This window comes from Ensifer sp. CCNWLY38, assembly GCF_037120565.1.
GTDB classification, from domain to species: domain Bacteria; phylum Pseudomonadota; class Alphaproteobacteria; order Rhizobiales; family Rhizobiaceae; genus Ensifer; species Ensifer adhaerens_H.
Window position 1 is genome coordinate 1 of record NZ_JBBBBO010000024.1, and the last position, 15,134, is coordinate 15,134.

The following is a 15,134-nucleotide window of genomic DNA, read 5'->3' on the forward strand; positions in this document are numbered from 1 at the left end:
TGGCCGTCGACCGCACTGGCGTCGAAGGTCGGGGGTGTGATCGTCACCTCGTCCTGCCCGCCAGCCCCGCTCGCCTCGACCACCACGGCGGCACCAACCACCGGTGCGGCCGTGATCTCAAGCGTCGGCCCAGAGTCATCGAAGTTGATGAACGAGCCGACCTCTTCGGTGAGGGCGTTGGTGGATTGCGACGTGAAATGGAACTCGGTGATGTCGCAGCCTTCGTTTGAATCGACCCCCGTAACCGTCAGCCGGTCCATTTGGGTGGCGGTGGTGAAATCGACGGTCGTGACGTTATCCAGCCCAGTGATTGTGACGGCGTTCCCGGTGCCGGTAAGCCCAGAGATGGTGACATCGCCGCTTGCCGTGGCATAAGTGCCATCGGCGGTGATGGTGGTGGCGAACCCGGACGTGCCCGTCAACTTGATGCTGGTGATGTCGACGGGGTTGGTCGTGGTGCCGTTGAAGTAGTCCGAGCCTTGCTCGTTGCCTGTATTGTCGAAGGCCCTGATCGTGATATCCACCCGCCTAGTCTCGGCCGAAGGTGTGATCTGATTGATCGTGAACCCCGCCTGCGTGACATTATCGAGGTGGCTGCCGTACTGGATTTGGGAGCCAGAGCCCGCAGGGAGATTGCCGCCGGTGACAAAATCGCATTGCAGCGTTTCGGTCGGATTGATGCTTTGGTTACCAATGCCGAATCCCTGTGTACTCACGTTGGCGGTGGCATTTGCTGCTGCCACGAAACCTGTCACGAGAAGCTGCTTGGAAGCGTCAGTGGACGAATTGATCACATAGAAATCATGATTGCCGGACGCGGCGTTCTGCCCCAAGAAACTGAGCACGGAAGTCCCCGTGACCGAGGCAAACACGTGGTCAGTCAGATCGATACGTTCGTCCACTTGGTCCGGATCCGGATGGAACAACGGCACGTATTGAACCAGGTAAAGGTCCGCATTGGTAGCGCTTGTGGGATCCAGCCCAAACGCGAAGGCGAGCGGCCCGTCAGCAGCGGGCGGGACGTCCGGGTCGGAGGTCCCAATGACGCCGATCACGACGTTTGCATTATTTGGATCCTGGAACAGCCAGATATAGTTGCCATCGACCGTGCGAAGGTCGCTGTTCACGCCGACGGTGGTGGAAAAGGGAGTGCCGGAGGCATCCTGCGCGAGAACGATCCCGGAGATGGTTTCCCCTGCGCTCGCCGAGGCCTGCACGAAGTTGGCTTGGTGGGCGACCTCCGGTGAGGTCAGCCCGCCCGGATCGTCAAGACCCAGGAGATACAACAGCGTGGGGTTGGTGTTGCCGGACGGGTTAATATCGTCGTCCTGAAGACCGATGCTCTCGTCGATGATGATGTCTTGAGTCTGGATGTCCAGTGCCATCGAAGTTATCCTCCACGAAATGAATTGGCCAAATAAAAGGGATAGGGCCCCTCAAGCGTCAGGGCCTCTATCCACTTCGGAAAAGCAGGTTTGTTCTGGTAAATTTTCCCCTTATGCGTGTTCTCATCACGCCTTGTTAGATGCTCTACAATGAGGCACCTGGTTTAGACTGGGACGCTACGCCTCTTGTATGGGGCCTTCAAGTCATCCATAAGAACTACCTAATAAATCAGAAGTTGTGCCGCTTCGCGAAGTTGGATCAGCGTAAGGGCATCGATAACGTTGCGGCGGAACGGTCGAGCCGTCCGGCATACATGTCCCAGCGAAAAGCAGAGATGACATGCGGCAGGTTCGGATTCTTAATTACTATTAATGAACCTGCGAGCAGTTTGGCGCTGTGGTCCAGAGTCGCCCGGAAAGGCGTCACAAGCGACTCTGGAACCACGTTTGCGGCCGTGGCGGTGGATGACGCCATGGTTGTAGTTAGGATATTCTGGGATTGAATTGCGCAACAAGCAGGGTAGGACCTATGCCGGCGCAGATAGGACTTAGGTCTTATATGGGACGGGCCCCACCAACGAGGCCGACAAGCAATCTAATCCTCAACCGGGCGTCGCCCGGTTATACCTTCGGCTGATCAGGGCTAGTCCCATTAGGGAAGTTGTCTTTGGGCAACGCCTCAGTCACCCTTTTCTCATTGCGATTGCCACCCTCGATGCAGTCCCCGCTGCGGAGGCCAATCGCATGCACCGACTGAGCCTCTTCCTTAGCGGGTAGAGGCTCTCTTTTTATCGCAATGAACGCCTGAGCCTCAAGGGAAGGGGAGACCTGACCGATAGGCTTTTGTTCTCTGGGATTCCCGCCAGGCGAGAGTTTTGCCGTTCAGAACGAGTATTCCCGGACACATATCGCGCGCCGCAATGAGAGGTTTCGAAAGTACGTTGACGACAACGTCAGCGCCGTCGTCAGAAGTACTGAAATTCTCCTCCGGGAAGGATCGGGCAGCGGCACCAGAGCCGTCGGGCGGGGACGATAGGACCGCTCTGAAGCCGCTACCCTCCCATGGCGGTTACGGGCCGAAGTGCCATGGGCTGAACAGGAAGACTAGGGCAACCAGAACTCGCGACAACCGAACTAAGACCTTTGCCGCGAGGAGTGAGACTGAAGTCCCATGACGGAATCTTTGGCGCCACTCTACCTTTTGGAGAAGCACCATACGCCGGCGCGGCAATCGATGAATTTTTAGCCCCGCCCGAACAGCATGCCCTTCAAATGGGGTCAACCAGGAGCCGTCACAGATCGGCGATCCTGACATTTGGCCCCTTCGCTTACCTCATCGGCTCCTCAGGGAGCCGTCTTTTTTAACCAGACGGCGGCGTCAGGCTCAACCCGACAACTGTTAAGCCAGAGGCCGGTTCAAGCGCGCCTGCCTGCCTGATCCGCCAGATCGCGCCAGCGGCACGCCGCCCGGTCTTCCGACCATAGTCTGGCTTGGATGGGACGAAGGTCCAGCCGGGCTGAGGGAAAGGTCCTGTGCAGGCAGGATCTTTGCTGGAGCGAGTTGACTGTGCGTCTCGGTCAAGGGCAAAGTCGGTTCGTTGCCCGCCGCGCTGAGTGCGCTTGCGCACGAAATGGCCTTGGAGACATTATGATCACGCGTCGGATGATCCTGACAGCATTCTGGCCGGCAGTCTGCACCCTCGCCATCTCCTTACCCTACAGCCTCGAAACGTCGAGCGCCGGGCTTACGATCGTCAAGACGGCCGCCTTCGCCAACAATGGCAATGGTAATGGAGGCGGGGGCGGAAATGGTGGGAACGGTGGCGGCAACGGCGGCGGCAACGGCGGCGGGAATGGTGGGGGAAACGGTGGCGGCAGCGGAGGCGGGAATGCTGGCGGCAACAGCGGTGGGAGTTCGAAGTCCAACAGCTCCAGTCGTGGGAACGCAAAGGCCACTGGGCAGGATGTCGGCATTCGCCACGAAGGCGGCATTACCGAAGAGATTGCGAATGGCCGCTACATCATGAAGGATGCCCGCGGACGCACCATCATCAACCGTCGCGCGACGGCAAACGATAGAAAACGGATAGATTCATTCTTGCATTAGGTGAGGGCAGGCGCACAAAGCCGGTTGCGCCATCCTTGTTCGACGTGGATCAGACTTCGCGCGCATCACGTAGCACCATGGCCGCTTCAGTGCGGTTGCCGACGCCCAGCTTTGTCATGATCTGCGTCATATGATGCTTTACGGTCTTTTCCTGCAGGTCCAGTTGGATTGCGACATGCTTGTTGCTCATGCCGGCTGCCACCAATTCCAGAACTTCCCTTTCACGAGGCGTTAGACCGCTGACCAGGCCGGACTTGCCGCCCGCCGCCGGTGTCCGGCTGGACAGCAGCTTGGCCGACAAGGTCGGCGCCACATAGCGCTCTCCCGCAGCCACGGTGCGAATGACCTCGGCAAGCGCTCTGGCACCGACGCCCTTCAGCACATAGCCGGTGGCACCTCGATCCAGTGCAGTTGTCACGTCATCGCCGTCTTCGGAAACGGTGAGCATGATAATCTTCTGTGATGGGGCGATTTTCAGGATCGCCGGTATGGCCTCCAGGCCACCACCGGGCATGGAGATATCCATGAGCATGATATCCGGTCCAAGCCTCTCCGCGATCTGGGTGGCATCGTCCTTCGAGCTGCCCTCGGCGACAATTTCAAAGCCCTCGATCTCCGACAGGCTCCGCGTCACACCTTCCCGAAACAAGGGATGATCGTCCACGATAGCAACGCGAATGGGAAACGCCATAATTGTCATACCTCCTTGACGCTGGTCGTCATGCGAACGGTTGTACCGGTCGCTGCCACAACGAGCTCGAACGTTCCTCCGAGACTTTCGATCCGTTCTCGTAAGCCGGCAAGACCAAGACTTGTGGGCAGAACTGTGTCCGGGTCAAAACCGGGTCCACGATCGGCAACCTCGATCGTGACACGGTCGCCATCCGCTCGCTGCGTTACCCGTTGTCCGACACCGCCGCCGTGGCGATAGCTGTTGTTGAGGGTCTCTTGCACGAACCGGTAGATGCATATCTTCGCCGCCTGCGAGAGGCGTTCAGGGGGCTTCGTCAAGTGCAGTTCGACGGGCGACCCTGTCCGCTGCTGATGCGCCTTTACGCACCGCTGCAGGATTTCGGTCAGACCCGCCGTTTCTATCTGCGGCAGGACCAGGCCGCCGCAGATCGTGCGGATCTCCTGCATCGCCTCGTCCAAGCTTACCTTTATCGCAGTAATTTCGCGGTCGCGCGTGGCGGCCGGCGTTTTGCTGCGCTTCAAGGCTTCACTATCCAACCTGAGCGAGGCGTAGGCGACGAGTTGGGCAGGGCCATCGTGCAGGTCCGCTCCGATGCGCCTCAGATAACTTTCGTTCAGCGCCGTGGCGCGCTGCGAAGCACGCTGGAGGCGGCCCCGCAACTTCTCGTTCTGCGCGAGCGATTCCGAGAGCTCCTCGACCCGTTGCTTGAGGGCATGGCGCTGGCTCTCGATCGTCTTGCTACCGCGAAGCACGATTGCCGACAGCACGACAAAGAAGGCAAGCGTGAAGGCCGCGACCGCCAACCAAGTGTGCATGCGCGCCTCATTGAGACTTTGCAGAAACTCATTGGCGCCTTCGTGGAATTCCGATACGGCAACCACCTGCCCGGACCAAGGCTGCAGTACGGGATTGTAGATCACAAGCGCCGGTACGCCCGAACCCTTATCAGTCGTGACGTCCCCGTCCTGATCGAACCGCGCGGCCATCTTGCCGGAAAATGCGGTTTGCAATTCACCGCTGAGCTCAACCTTCGTGCCGACAGCGGCCCGATCACTCGAATAGAGGAGCGTGCCGTCCGCGCGCCAGAGGCGGAAAGAGAGAAGCCGCTCACCCAGTGCGCCTTGGCCGAGGGTCTCATCCAGCGCGCGTGCCACGGTCCCGTCTAGGACTTCGTTTTTCTGCATGTCGGGCAGCAGCGGCGCAATCACACTATCGACATAGAGTGCAGTCGTCGCGGCCGAGTTCCGGGTGACCGCATCTTCGATCCGGTTCGAAACAAAGGCTCCGATCAACACCATGGCGCATGCCGAGACTGCTCCCCCGATCAGCAGAAACTGCCTGGCGAGCGATTGAGAATTCCAGCGGGTGATAAGTTGATTGAAGCGCACCAGGTCTCTCGGATCGGGCCGCCGGCTCGCGCGGCGCGACGATTGTAGCAAGCCCAGCTCAACCTAACCACTCTCGAAACGCGGTCAATGGCAGACCGATCGACGCGAGCTTGATCGGACCTTTGATGCTTTGGGCCCGGACCTAAGTCCCAAGCGCGGAGGCAATGGTCTGGGGCCAATGGCGCCGTGTCCGGGGCACAGATATCGTCCGTGCATCAATGATAGTTCGCCTGAGTCCGCGAAAGGACAGTGAACAGCAAGTTGGAATAAGGAGATTCTCATGGCCATGACGAGACTGATCGCGCGAAGCATCATGACACTGACACTGGCAATCGCGCCGGTGGCTGGCAGTAACTTGGGGCTGAACGGTTTCGCCTATGCCAAGGGCGGCAACGGCGGCGGCAATGGTGGCGGAAACGGTAGCGACCATGGTGGCGGCCACGGCAGTGACCGTGGTGGCAGTTCCGGCCACGGCAAGTCCGATAATGCGCGTGGAAGCAAGGAGACGAAGGGAAACAAATCCGGCGAGAAATCGCATAAGAAGACCCACACATCAAGCGGCAAGGAAAAAGCGTCCAAGCCGGCGAAGGCCGAGAAGGTCGTCAAATCGGCGCCGGTGGAGTTGGATCCGGTTGTTGAACCGGTAACGCCGGGGAACGCGCCGGGCTTTCGTTCGCTCAACCGGAACTACCACGCTTACCTCAATTCGAACGATCCCAAGATGGCCGGGGTTCGGGCCTATGCGATCGCCTATGCCGAGTTTGAGGCTGAAAACGGTGAGGATGCCATCCCCACGGACCCGGCGCTGAGTGACGAAGCGCTGCGTGATGCGCTTGCCAGCTTCACCAAGGACGGTGTGGTGACTGACGGTATGGTCGATGAAGCCAAGGAGATACTCGGCGTTGGCCCTGCGGTCGGCAAGATCGATGAAATCCGCGAGACGCTGCCGCCATCGACGGTGGATGAGACGGACCCGGAAGTAGAAACTGATCCGGAAGTAGAAAGCGTCCAGTAAAACAAAGACAGGCAGCCGGCTCCGGTGATTGTTGTCGGGCCGGTTGCCAAACCCAGCGGAGTTCGAATGTTTGATCGTGTTGCAGAAGCCTTCGACCACGCAATGAAACAGGGACGTGTCGGCTTTTCGCTTCAACACATCAACTCAGTCGCCGACGTCGGCCGGGTCCTTTACTCGGAATGCCTGGGAAGGCTCGTCAAGCCCGATGGCGAGATCATGGCAGCCAGCGAGTTCATAGGCTATCTGGAGGCGGCAGGCCGTGTTGCCGCGCTTGACAGGCATATGCTCGCCCTCGCTTTTGACTGGCTCGCGTGCCAGCCATCCGGCGTCCTCGGGTGCAACATTTCAGTCGAAAGTATTTCCGACGAACGCAACAGAGCACTTCTCTTCGATCTGCTGTCTGCAAATACGAGGTTTGCATCGCGGCTTGTGCTCGAGTTGACGGAAAGTCTGCCCGTATCGGGACTTCCGGTGGCCGGCCGGTTTCTTCAAAGTGTACAGGCCCTTGGTTACAGGATTGCCGTCGACGACTTTGGCACTGGGTTTTCGACACCCGAGGCGCTTTTGTCGCTGCCCGTCGACATCGTGAAGATCGACGGATTCTTTTTGCGTCTGGGTCGTGACGACGCGGAGCGCATTCTCTCGCACATGGTCGGTCTCGCATCCTGTGTCGCCCCGGTCGTGGTCATTGAAGGCGTCGAAACCTATGCGCAGTTTGAAGCTGCGCAGGCCGCGGGAGCAACACATGTTCAAGGGTTTCTGCTCTCCGAACCTACCCTCACTCCGCTATTTGGCGGAGAAGTGCACGATCACTCAAGTATGATGGTTTGCTGAGAGAAAGAGGGGGCCCGCGGACGCCCGCGCCTCCGTCTGAAAGTCGGCCGACGCCTGGGACTTCGTCGCCAAGGTAGACCTCGACCGACGACGGGAGTCGGAGTCGAAAGGGATTTTTACGCGCAAATGGTGGAGCCGGCCTCAGCCGCGGGGCGGTGAGGTCGAGATCAGCAATCTGTCGCTCGAAATTGCCCAAGGGCTGAGCCGTTTTTCCGGGGCCAGCGGAAAACATCAGTGCGGCTTTCGCACGCTCTCGGTGATCGCCTCTGCCAGCGTTTCGGCCGCACGTGAAGGCTTGTTGCGGGGATAGGCGATATGGAACATATCCTCGAAGGTCATGCGCTCGGGGGCAAGGACCCTGAGGCGGCCGGTGCGCACCCATTCCTCTGCATAATGATCGGGCAGGAAGCCGATGTAAGCACCGGAAAGCAGAAGCAGCAGGGTGCCCTCCATATGCGGCGTTGCGGCGGCCCAGGTGAAGTTCACGCCGCAGATCGTCTCGTTGAGCATATAGGTGCGGCCGGCAAAGGACTGGGATGCCAGCACCGCGTCGGTGAGCTCTTCGTCGGGGCGGGCAAAGAGCTGGTGGCGCTCGGCGCAGTAGAGTTTCTGGACTTCGGAAAACACCGGCTGGCTGCGGACATGCGGCGTGACGCTGCCGACCGATGGCATGAGCACGACCTGATAGGAGCCGTTCAGTAGCCCCTGGTGAAGCACCTGCGGTGCTGCGACATCGATTTCCAGATGCACGCGCGGCGCTTTCGCATGGAAGCTGGCGAGCGCGCCCTGAAGGTCGAGTTCGCGATTGGTGATCATCGCATCGACGGTGCCGAAACTGAGATTGCCGGAGAGCTCACCCTGCGCCTCGCCGATGCGGCTCTGGAATTTCTCCAGCGAGCCGAAGAGCTCGAGCGCCGCGTCATAGACGAGCCGCCCTTCCTCGGTTAGCTGGAAACCGCTGCGGCCGCGGGTGCAAAGGCGCAAGGCCAGCCGCTGTTCCAGATGGCGCATATGGGTAGATATTGTCGCCTGCGTCATGCCGAGCGCGGTCTGGGCGGCCGAAAAGCCGCCGTGCTGCACGACTGAGGCAAAGACGCGCAGCAGCCGGAGCTCGGCATCGCCGAGCGATAGGTTGAGAACGCGGTGGCGAACCTTGTTGATCATGCATTGATTAAGTCACAACTAAACATCCAATCATAGATATTTTTAAGCGTATCGGCCTTCCGCACACTCCTTCACCTGTGGAGGAGACACATGACCAGCAATTCCTATGAAACCGGACGATTGAACCTGCCGTTTGTCGGCATCTGCACCTTCGGCAAATATCCCTACCAGCCGGACTGGGACGCGATCGACGCCGACGTGGCGATCCTCGGCGCTCCGTTCGACTGCGGCACCCAGTGGCGTGCCGGCACCCGCTTCGGACCGCGCTCGATCCGCGAGGCCTCGACCCTGTTCTCCTTCGGTCACGGCGGCGCCTACGATCATGAGGACGACGTCACCTATCTTCCGAGCGGCGCGGTCTCGATCGTCGATATCGGCGACGCCGATATCGTCCACACCGACACGATGAAGAGCCATGCCAATATCGAGTTCGGCGTGCGCAAGATTTTGGCCGCCGGCGCACTGCCGGTGGTGCTGGGCGGCGATCATTCCATCAACATTCCCTGCGTCAATGCCTTTGCCGACGACTGCGAGAAGAACGGTCCGATCCACATCGTGCAGATCGACGCCCATCTCGATTTTGTCGACGAGCGCCATGGCGTGCGCTACGGCCACGGCAACCCGATGCGCCGCGCGGCGGAAAAGCCCTATGTCAGCGGCCTGTCGCAGCTCGGCATCCGCAACGTCTCCTCCACCGCCAAGGAAGGTTATGAGGATGCCCGCAAGATGGGCTCCGACATCCTTTCGGTCCGTCAGATCCGGGTGCTCGGCACCGACGCCGTGGTGGACCGCATCCCGGCCGGCGCGCGCTATTACGTCACCATCGATATCGACGGTTTCGATCCCTCGATCGCGCCGGGCACCGGCACGCCGTCGCATGGTGGCTTCATCTATTACGAGGTGCTGGAGATCCTGGCGGCGCTCGCCAAGCGCGGAACCATCGTCGGCATCGACCTGGTCGAGGTCGCCCCCGACTACGACCACACCGGCGGCACCTCCATTCTGGCCGCGCAGGTTCTTATGAACCTCATCGGCCGCGTCATCCATGCAAGAGCCGAAAAACGCTAATCGAAGACCCTGGGAGGGCCGGCGCGCCCACGGCGGCCGATAAGGAGGAAGCGACATGGACGAAAGCGTCCGCAATTATCTGGATCAATACGGCGTCAGCGATGCGACGCGGCGGTTTCTGGCCAAGCCCCAGAAGATGTTCATCGGCGGCGCCTGGGTCGACGGCGGCAATGGTGCGACCTTCGACATTTTTGAGCCCTCCACCGGCGGCCTGATCACCCGCGCCCCCTCGGGCACCACGGACGATCTCGACCGGGCCGTCCGCGCTGCCCGCGCCCAATTCGATGGCGGCGCATGGCGTCTCCTCAAGCCGCTCGAGCGCGAACGGCTGCTGCATCGCCTTGCCGACCTCATCGAGACCCATGCCGACGAGCTGGCGGAAATCGAAGCCATCGACATGGGCAAGTCGGTGACTTTCGCCCGCGAGATCGATATCCAGGGCACGGTTGATACGTTCCGCTATTTCGCCGGCTGGCCGACAAAGCTGCACGGCCGCACCGTCGAGCCGTCCATCCCCGGCAATTATCTCGCCTATACCCGCAAGGAACCGCTCGGCGTCGTCGCCGCCATCGTGCCGTGGAACTTTCCGCTGCAGACCATGGCGTGGAAGCTTGCAGCTGCCCTTGCTGTCGGCTGCACCGTCATCGTCAAGCCGGCGGAACTCACCTCGCTCTCCACACTGCGCTTTGCCGAACTGGTGCAGGAGGCAGGCATTCCCGATGGCGTGGTCAATATCGTCACCGGCAAGGGCAGCGTCATCGGCGCGGCCATGTCGACCCATCCGGGCATCGACAAGGTGACCTTCACCGGCTCGACGCCGGTCGGGCAGGAGGTCGGCCGCACGGCGGTCGGCAATCTGAAGCACGTCACGCTGGAACTCGGCGGCAAATCACCGGTGCTGGTGCTCGACGATGCCGATCTGGCAAGTGCTGCCCGTGCGGTGGCAAACGGCGTGTTCTTCAATTCCGGCCAAGTCTGCGATGCCGGCACCCGCGTCTATGTCCAGCGGTCGGTCCATGATGCCTTCCTCGAAGAGCTGGTCGCTGTCACCCGCACGCTGAAGCTCGCGCCAGGCCTCGATCGTGATTGCTACATCGGCCCCATGGTCTCGGCGCAGCAGAAGAAGGTCGTTTCCGGCTATATCGAGGCCGGCCGCCACGAAGGCGCGGAACTGATTCATGGCGGCGGCAGCCCCGACCGACCGGGCCATTTCATCGAACCCGCCATCTTTGCCTATTGCAAGCCGGAGATGAGCATCGTGCGCGAAGAGATTTTTGGGCCTGTGCTGGTCACCAGCCCCTTCGACACGCTGGAGGACGCAGTTTCGCTGGCGAACGACACGCCGTTCGGCCTTGCCGCCGCGATCTACTCGAACGACCTGTCGCGCGTGCACACGCTCATCCCGCGCCTGCATGCGGGCTCCGTCTACGTCAATGCCCACAGCACGATCGATCCCTCCATGCCCTTCGGCGGCTTCAAGGCCTCGGGCTTTGGCAAGGACCTGGGGCCGGAGCAACTCGACTACCTCATGGAGACCAAGGCGGTGTGGATCACGTTGCCATAAGCCTTGCGGCCGCCGCCCATGGGCGGCCGCTTCGCACCACCGGTGGCTGATGGAGCCGCCTTTCATCGCAGAAAGACGCCGAAGGCGCGACGCGATAGGGGAACGAAAAATGGAAAACGAAGTTGCCTGGCAGAACGAACTGGGACGCCGTGCCCGCATCTATGAAGATATCGAGGCGGGTCACCGCTTCGAAGGCACGATGACAATCCTCGACTATGCCGCCATGACCGTGCTGACGCTCGTGCTGGTCCTCGGCTCCTGGTTCTGGGGGGCATGAGATGACCGACCACGTCGCCAATGGCGGGCTTGCCGCCGCAGAAATCCAACGGGAGGAAGTTTCCGCCAACCGTGCCGCCGCCGAACGCGGCGATGCACCGCTTCTGCCCTCGGAACGGCTCTGGGGCTTCTGGGAATTCACCTACGCCAATTCGGCGCTTGCCATCGCCACCTGGGCCTTCCTGATCGGCGGCTCCGTCGGTCTTTTCGTCGGACCGAAGGAGGGCATTGCCGCCATCATCATCGGCAATATCGCCGGTGTCATGTTGACGGCACTTGCCACCACGCCGCTTTCCGGCCGCTACGGCATCGAGCAGTTCGTCGCGCTGCGCAGCCAGTTCGGTTATAACGGCAGCCGCGTCGTCTATGTGCTGGCCGTCGTGGTGCTCACCATGGGCTGGCTTGCGGTGCTGGCCATGATGTTCGGCCGCTCGATCGACGGGTTGACGGCGCTGAGTTCCGGCGAGGCCGCCAACCCGACCGGCATCAAGATGATCGTCGCCGCCGTCGGCGCCATCCTCGTTACCTGGTTCATCGTCGCCAAGGGGCCGACCTCGATCAAGTTCTTCAACATGGTCGTCTCGCCCGCGCTGGTGATCCTGATGATCGTGATGCTCTACCTCATTCTCCAGCACCGCTCCTTCTCCGAACTGCTGACGATGCCGGCGCTTTCCCCACCGTTTGAGGACAATACGCTCAACTTCATCATCGCGATCGAAGTGAACCTTGCCGCCGGCTTCTCCTGGTGGCCCTATATCGGCAATCTCGCCCGCCTCACCAAGAACGAACGCACCGCCTTTTGGCCGAACATCCTCGGCATTTTCGGTGCCGCAGCCCTCGGTGAAATTGTCGGCCTGCTCGCAGCCGTCGCACTCGGCGACAGCGACCCAACGATCTGGATGACCAAGATCGCAGGCCCGATCATCGGCATCATCGCGCTGCTCTTCGTCGCCTTCGCCAACATGACCTCGATGGCGAACATCCTTTACACCTCCATCGTCGGTCTGCGGCAGGTAGGCACGGCATCTGTGCGGGCCATCTCCTGGGGGGCGATCCTCTTCCTGTTCTGCGTCATCCCGCTCGGCCTCGTGGTCTTCTATCCGCAGATGTATGACGGCTTCTTCATCTTCCTCGTCTGGACCTCGGCGCTCAATTCCGCGCTCGCCGGCATCGGCATTGCCGATTACTTCTTCCTGCGCGGCCAGAAGCTCGACATGCGCAGCCTGCACGGCCCGCAGGAAAACGGTCCTTACCGATTTTGGGGTGGCTTCAATCCCATCGGCCTCTTTGCCCTTGCCGTCGGTTTCGGGGTCTACGTGCTCGTCTTCAATCCGCAGACGCTCGCAAGCCTGCCGGCCTTCAAGTACCTCACCGCCTCCGTGCCTTCCTGCCTTGCAGCCGGCGCGATCCACTATGTCCTGACCCGGCTCTTCGCCCGCGGGCGTGGCTGGGGCCTCTATCCGTAATATCGGGATGACCGCCATGAGCGATACCTACGACTACATCATCATCGGCGCCGGATCGGCCGGCTGCGTGCTCGCCAACCGGCTTTCGGAAGACCCGGCCGTTAAAGTCCTGGTCCTCGAATACGGCGGCAGCGACAAGTCGATCTTCATTCAGATGCCGACCGCGCTGTCCATTCCGATGAACGGCACGAAATACAACTGGAAATACATGACCCTGCCGGAGCCCGGCCTCGACGGGCGCCGGGTCCACTGCCCACGTGGAAAGGTCATCGGCGGTTCCTCCTCGATCAACGGACTGGTCTATATGCGTGGCCATGCCCGTGACTTCGACGAGTGGGAGGAACTGGGCGCGCGCGGCTGGCGCTATGCCAATTGCCTGCCCTATTTCCAGCGCGCCGAAAGCTGGCAGGACGGGGGCGACGCCTATCGCGGCGCTTCCGGCCCGCTTGCGACCAATGCCGGCAACCGGATGCAGAACCCACTCTACAAGGCCTTCGTCGATGCCGGCCGCGAGGCGGGCTACATCACCACCGAGGATCCGAACGGCCATATGCAGGAAGGTTTTGGCCCTATGCATATGACGGTCAAGGATGGCGTGCGTTGGTCGACGGCGAATGCCTATCTCAAGCCGGCGATGAGCAGGCCGAACCTCACGGTTGTCACCCATGCCATGACACGGTGCGTGCTGCTCGAGGGAAAACGCGCCGTCGGCGTCGAATACGAGCTGGGTGGGGAGCGAGTCGTGGCGAAGGCAAGCCGCGAAGTGCTGATTTCCTCCGGCCCGATCGGCTCGCCGCACCTGCTGCAGCGCTCCGGCATCGGCCCGGCTGCCGTGCTGCAAAAGGCGGGCGTCGAAGTGCTGCACGATCTGCCGGGCGTCGGCGAGAATCTGCAGGACCACTCCGAGGTCTACATCCAGTATGCCTGCAAGGAGCCGATCACGCTCAACGGCAAGATGGGGCTTTTGAGCAAAGCCGTGATCGGTGCGGAGTGGCTGCTCTTCAAGAAGGGGCTTTCGGTCTCCAACCATTTCGAGAGCGGCGGCTTCATCCGTTCCGACGCCTCCCTTCAGTGGCCGGATATCCAGTTCCACTTCCTGCCGGCTGCGATGCGCTATGACGGCAAGAAGCCACTCGACGGACACGGTTTCATGGTGCTGACGGGGCCGAACAAGCCGAAGAGCCGCGGTTATGTGCGGCTGCGCTCGCCGGAGGCTCATGAGCAGCCGGATATCCTCTTCAATTATCTCGACCGGGAGGAGGACCGCGAAGGTTTCCGCCGCTGCCTGCGGCTGACGCGTGAGATCATCTCCCAGCCGGCCTTTGACCGCTTCCGTGGCGAGGAAATTGCTCCGGGGAAGAATGTTCGCACGAATGACGAGATCGACGCCTGGGTGCGCGAGACCATGGAAAGCACCTACCACCCCTGCGGCTCCTGCCGCATGGGCGAGGACGAGATGGCCGTCGTCGACAGCGAACTCCGGGTGCGCGGCATCGGCGGCCTCCGGGTCATCGACAGCTCCGTCTTCCCGGCAGAGCCGAACGCCAACCTCAACGCGCCGACGATCATGCTCGCCGAGCGTGGCTCAGACATGGTGCGCGGCAAGCCGCTGCTTGCTGCCTCCAATGCGGAGGTCGGCGCGGCTCCCGGCGTCGGCGTCACCCAGCGCAGCGGCAAACCGCTGCGTGCCTTTCGGCACTGAGGCGGCCGCGATGTTGCGGGGGATCGGCTATGTGGTTGCCCGGCGGGATCTGGACAATCCCGAGGAGCCGCGCGATTGGGCGCTCTTCATAGAGGCGCTTTTTCGCGGGCTCCTGGTCCGCTTTGCCGGCTGGTCGCTTGGGGCACGACTGCAGCACCCTCAAGGCCGGGGAAGCGCCTCGGCGAAGCGGTCGAGATAGGACCGCATGCGCTCTGCGGGCACGCTGGCATAGCCGAGGATGGGTGCGCATGGCCTTCGGGATGCGACGATACAGTCGGTGAGCGGGTAGCATTGCAGGCCCGGTCTTCGCGCCCGTTCGTGAGCGAGGTCAGCGCGCGAAAGCATGACCAAGGCGTAAGTGGCCGTCGGTTGTTGGTGTGCACACGCCCATCGCCGGGTCGGCTCCGAGCCATCGTGGTGCAAGTAAAGACCAGAACGAAGACGGCCCCTGCGGCGGGAAGTCCGGTCCGC

Annotated in this window: 11 protein-coding genes and 1 pseudogene; 8 read left to right on the forward strand and 4 right to left on the reverse strand. The window is 61.4% G+C overall.

The window, feature by feature from the left end:
- Positions 1-1,385 (reverse strand): annotated as a pseudogene (locus V7S54_RS31830) (DUF5801 repeats-in-toxin domain-containing protein); the annotation flags it as partial.
- Positions 1,386-3,033: 1,648 nt separating this feature from the next.
- On the opposite strand from V7S54_RS31830, the gene V7S54_RS31835 reads away from it, so the two are divergent.
- Entirely contained in the window at positions 3,034-3,492 is a 459-nt protein-coding gene (locus V7S54_RS31835; RefSeq protein ID WP_336409950.1) for a hypothetical protein, read from the forward strand.
- A 49-nt stretch (positions 3,493-3,541) separates the two neighbouring features.
- Here the strand turns inward: V7S54_RS31835 and V7S54_RS31840 are convergent, their stop codons facing one another.
- Positions 3,542-4,183, reverse strand: coding sequence for a response regulator transcription factor (locus tag V7S54_RS31840; RefSeq protein ID WP_336409949.1), 642 nt, complete (start codon positions 4,181-4,183; stop codon positions 3,542-3,544).
- Positions 4,184-4,188: 5 nt separating this feature from the next.
- Entirely contained in the window at positions 4,189-5,574 is a 1,386-nt protein-coding gene (locus V7S54_RS31845) for a sensor histidine kinase (protein ID WP_336409948.1), read from the reverse strand.
- A gap of 280 nt (positions 5,575-5,854) precedes the next feature.
- Here V7S54_RS31845 and V7S54_RS31850 point away from each other — a divergent pair, with 280 nt between their 5' ends.
- Positions 5,855-6,589, forward strand: coding sequence for a hypothetical protein (locus tag V7S54_RS31850; protein ID WP_065377488.1), 735 nt, complete (start codon positions 5,855-5,857; stop codon positions 6,587-6,589).
- Positions 6,590-6,655: 66 nt separating this feature from the next.
- Positions 6,656-7,423: an EAL domain-containing protein gene (locus V7S54_RS31855; protein ID WP_336409947.1), complete on the forward strand. Its 768-nt coding sequence runs from the start codon at positions 6,656-6,658 to the stop codon at positions 7,421-7,423.
- Positions 7,424-7,654: 231 nt separating this feature from the next.
- Here the strand turns inward: V7S54_RS31855 and V7S54_RS31860 are convergent, their stop codons facing one another.
- Complete coding sequence (locus tag V7S54_RS31860; RefSeq protein ID WP_065377486.1) at positions 7,655-8,587, reverse strand: LysR family transcriptional regulator; 933 nt, start codon at positions 8,585-8,587, stop codon at positions 7,655-7,657.
- 90 nt (positions 8,588-8,677) lie between these two features.
- Here V7S54_RS31860 and speB point away from each other — a divergent pair, with 90 nt between their 5' ends.
- The 5 genes from speB to betA all read left to right on the forward strand — a co-directional run bounded on the left by speB (position 8,678) and on the right by betA (position 14,663).
- On the forward strand, positions 8,678-9,655 hold the full coding sequence (gene speB / locus V7S54_RS31865; RefSeq protein WP_336409946.1) for an agmatinase: 978 nt from the start codon (positions 8,678-8,680) through the stop codon (positions 9,653-9,655).
- Between the two features lie 55 nt (positions 9,656-9,710).
- Positions 9,711-11,219 (forward strand): aldehyde dehydrogenase family protein, encoded by a 1,509-nt coding sequence (locus V7S54_RS31870; protein ID WP_336409945.1) that lies wholly within the window; start codon positions 9,711-9,713, stop codon positions 11,217-11,219.
- A 109-nt stretch (positions 11,220-11,328) separates the two neighbouring features.
- Positions 11,329-11,496 (forward strand): hypothetical protein, encoded by a 168-nt coding sequence (locus tag V7S54_RS31875; protein ID WP_336409944.1) that lies wholly within the window; start codon positions 11,329-11,331, stop codon positions 11,494-11,496.
- 1 nt (position 11,497) lies between these two features.
- On the forward strand, positions 11,498-12,961 hold the full coding sequence (locus V7S54_RS31880; RefSeq protein WP_336409943.1) for a cytosine permease: 1,464 nt from the start codon (positions 11,498-11,500) through the stop codon (positions 12,959-12,961).
- A 16-nt stretch (positions 12,962-12,977) separates the two neighbouring features.
- Positions 12,978-14,663: a choline dehydrogenase gene (betA, locus tag V7S54_RS31885; RefSeq protein ID WP_336409942.1), complete on the forward strand. Its 1,686-nt coding sequence runs from the start codon at positions 12,978-12,980 to the stop codon at positions 14,661-14,663.
- The last annotated feature ends 471 nt before the right edge of the window (positions 14,664-15,134 follow it).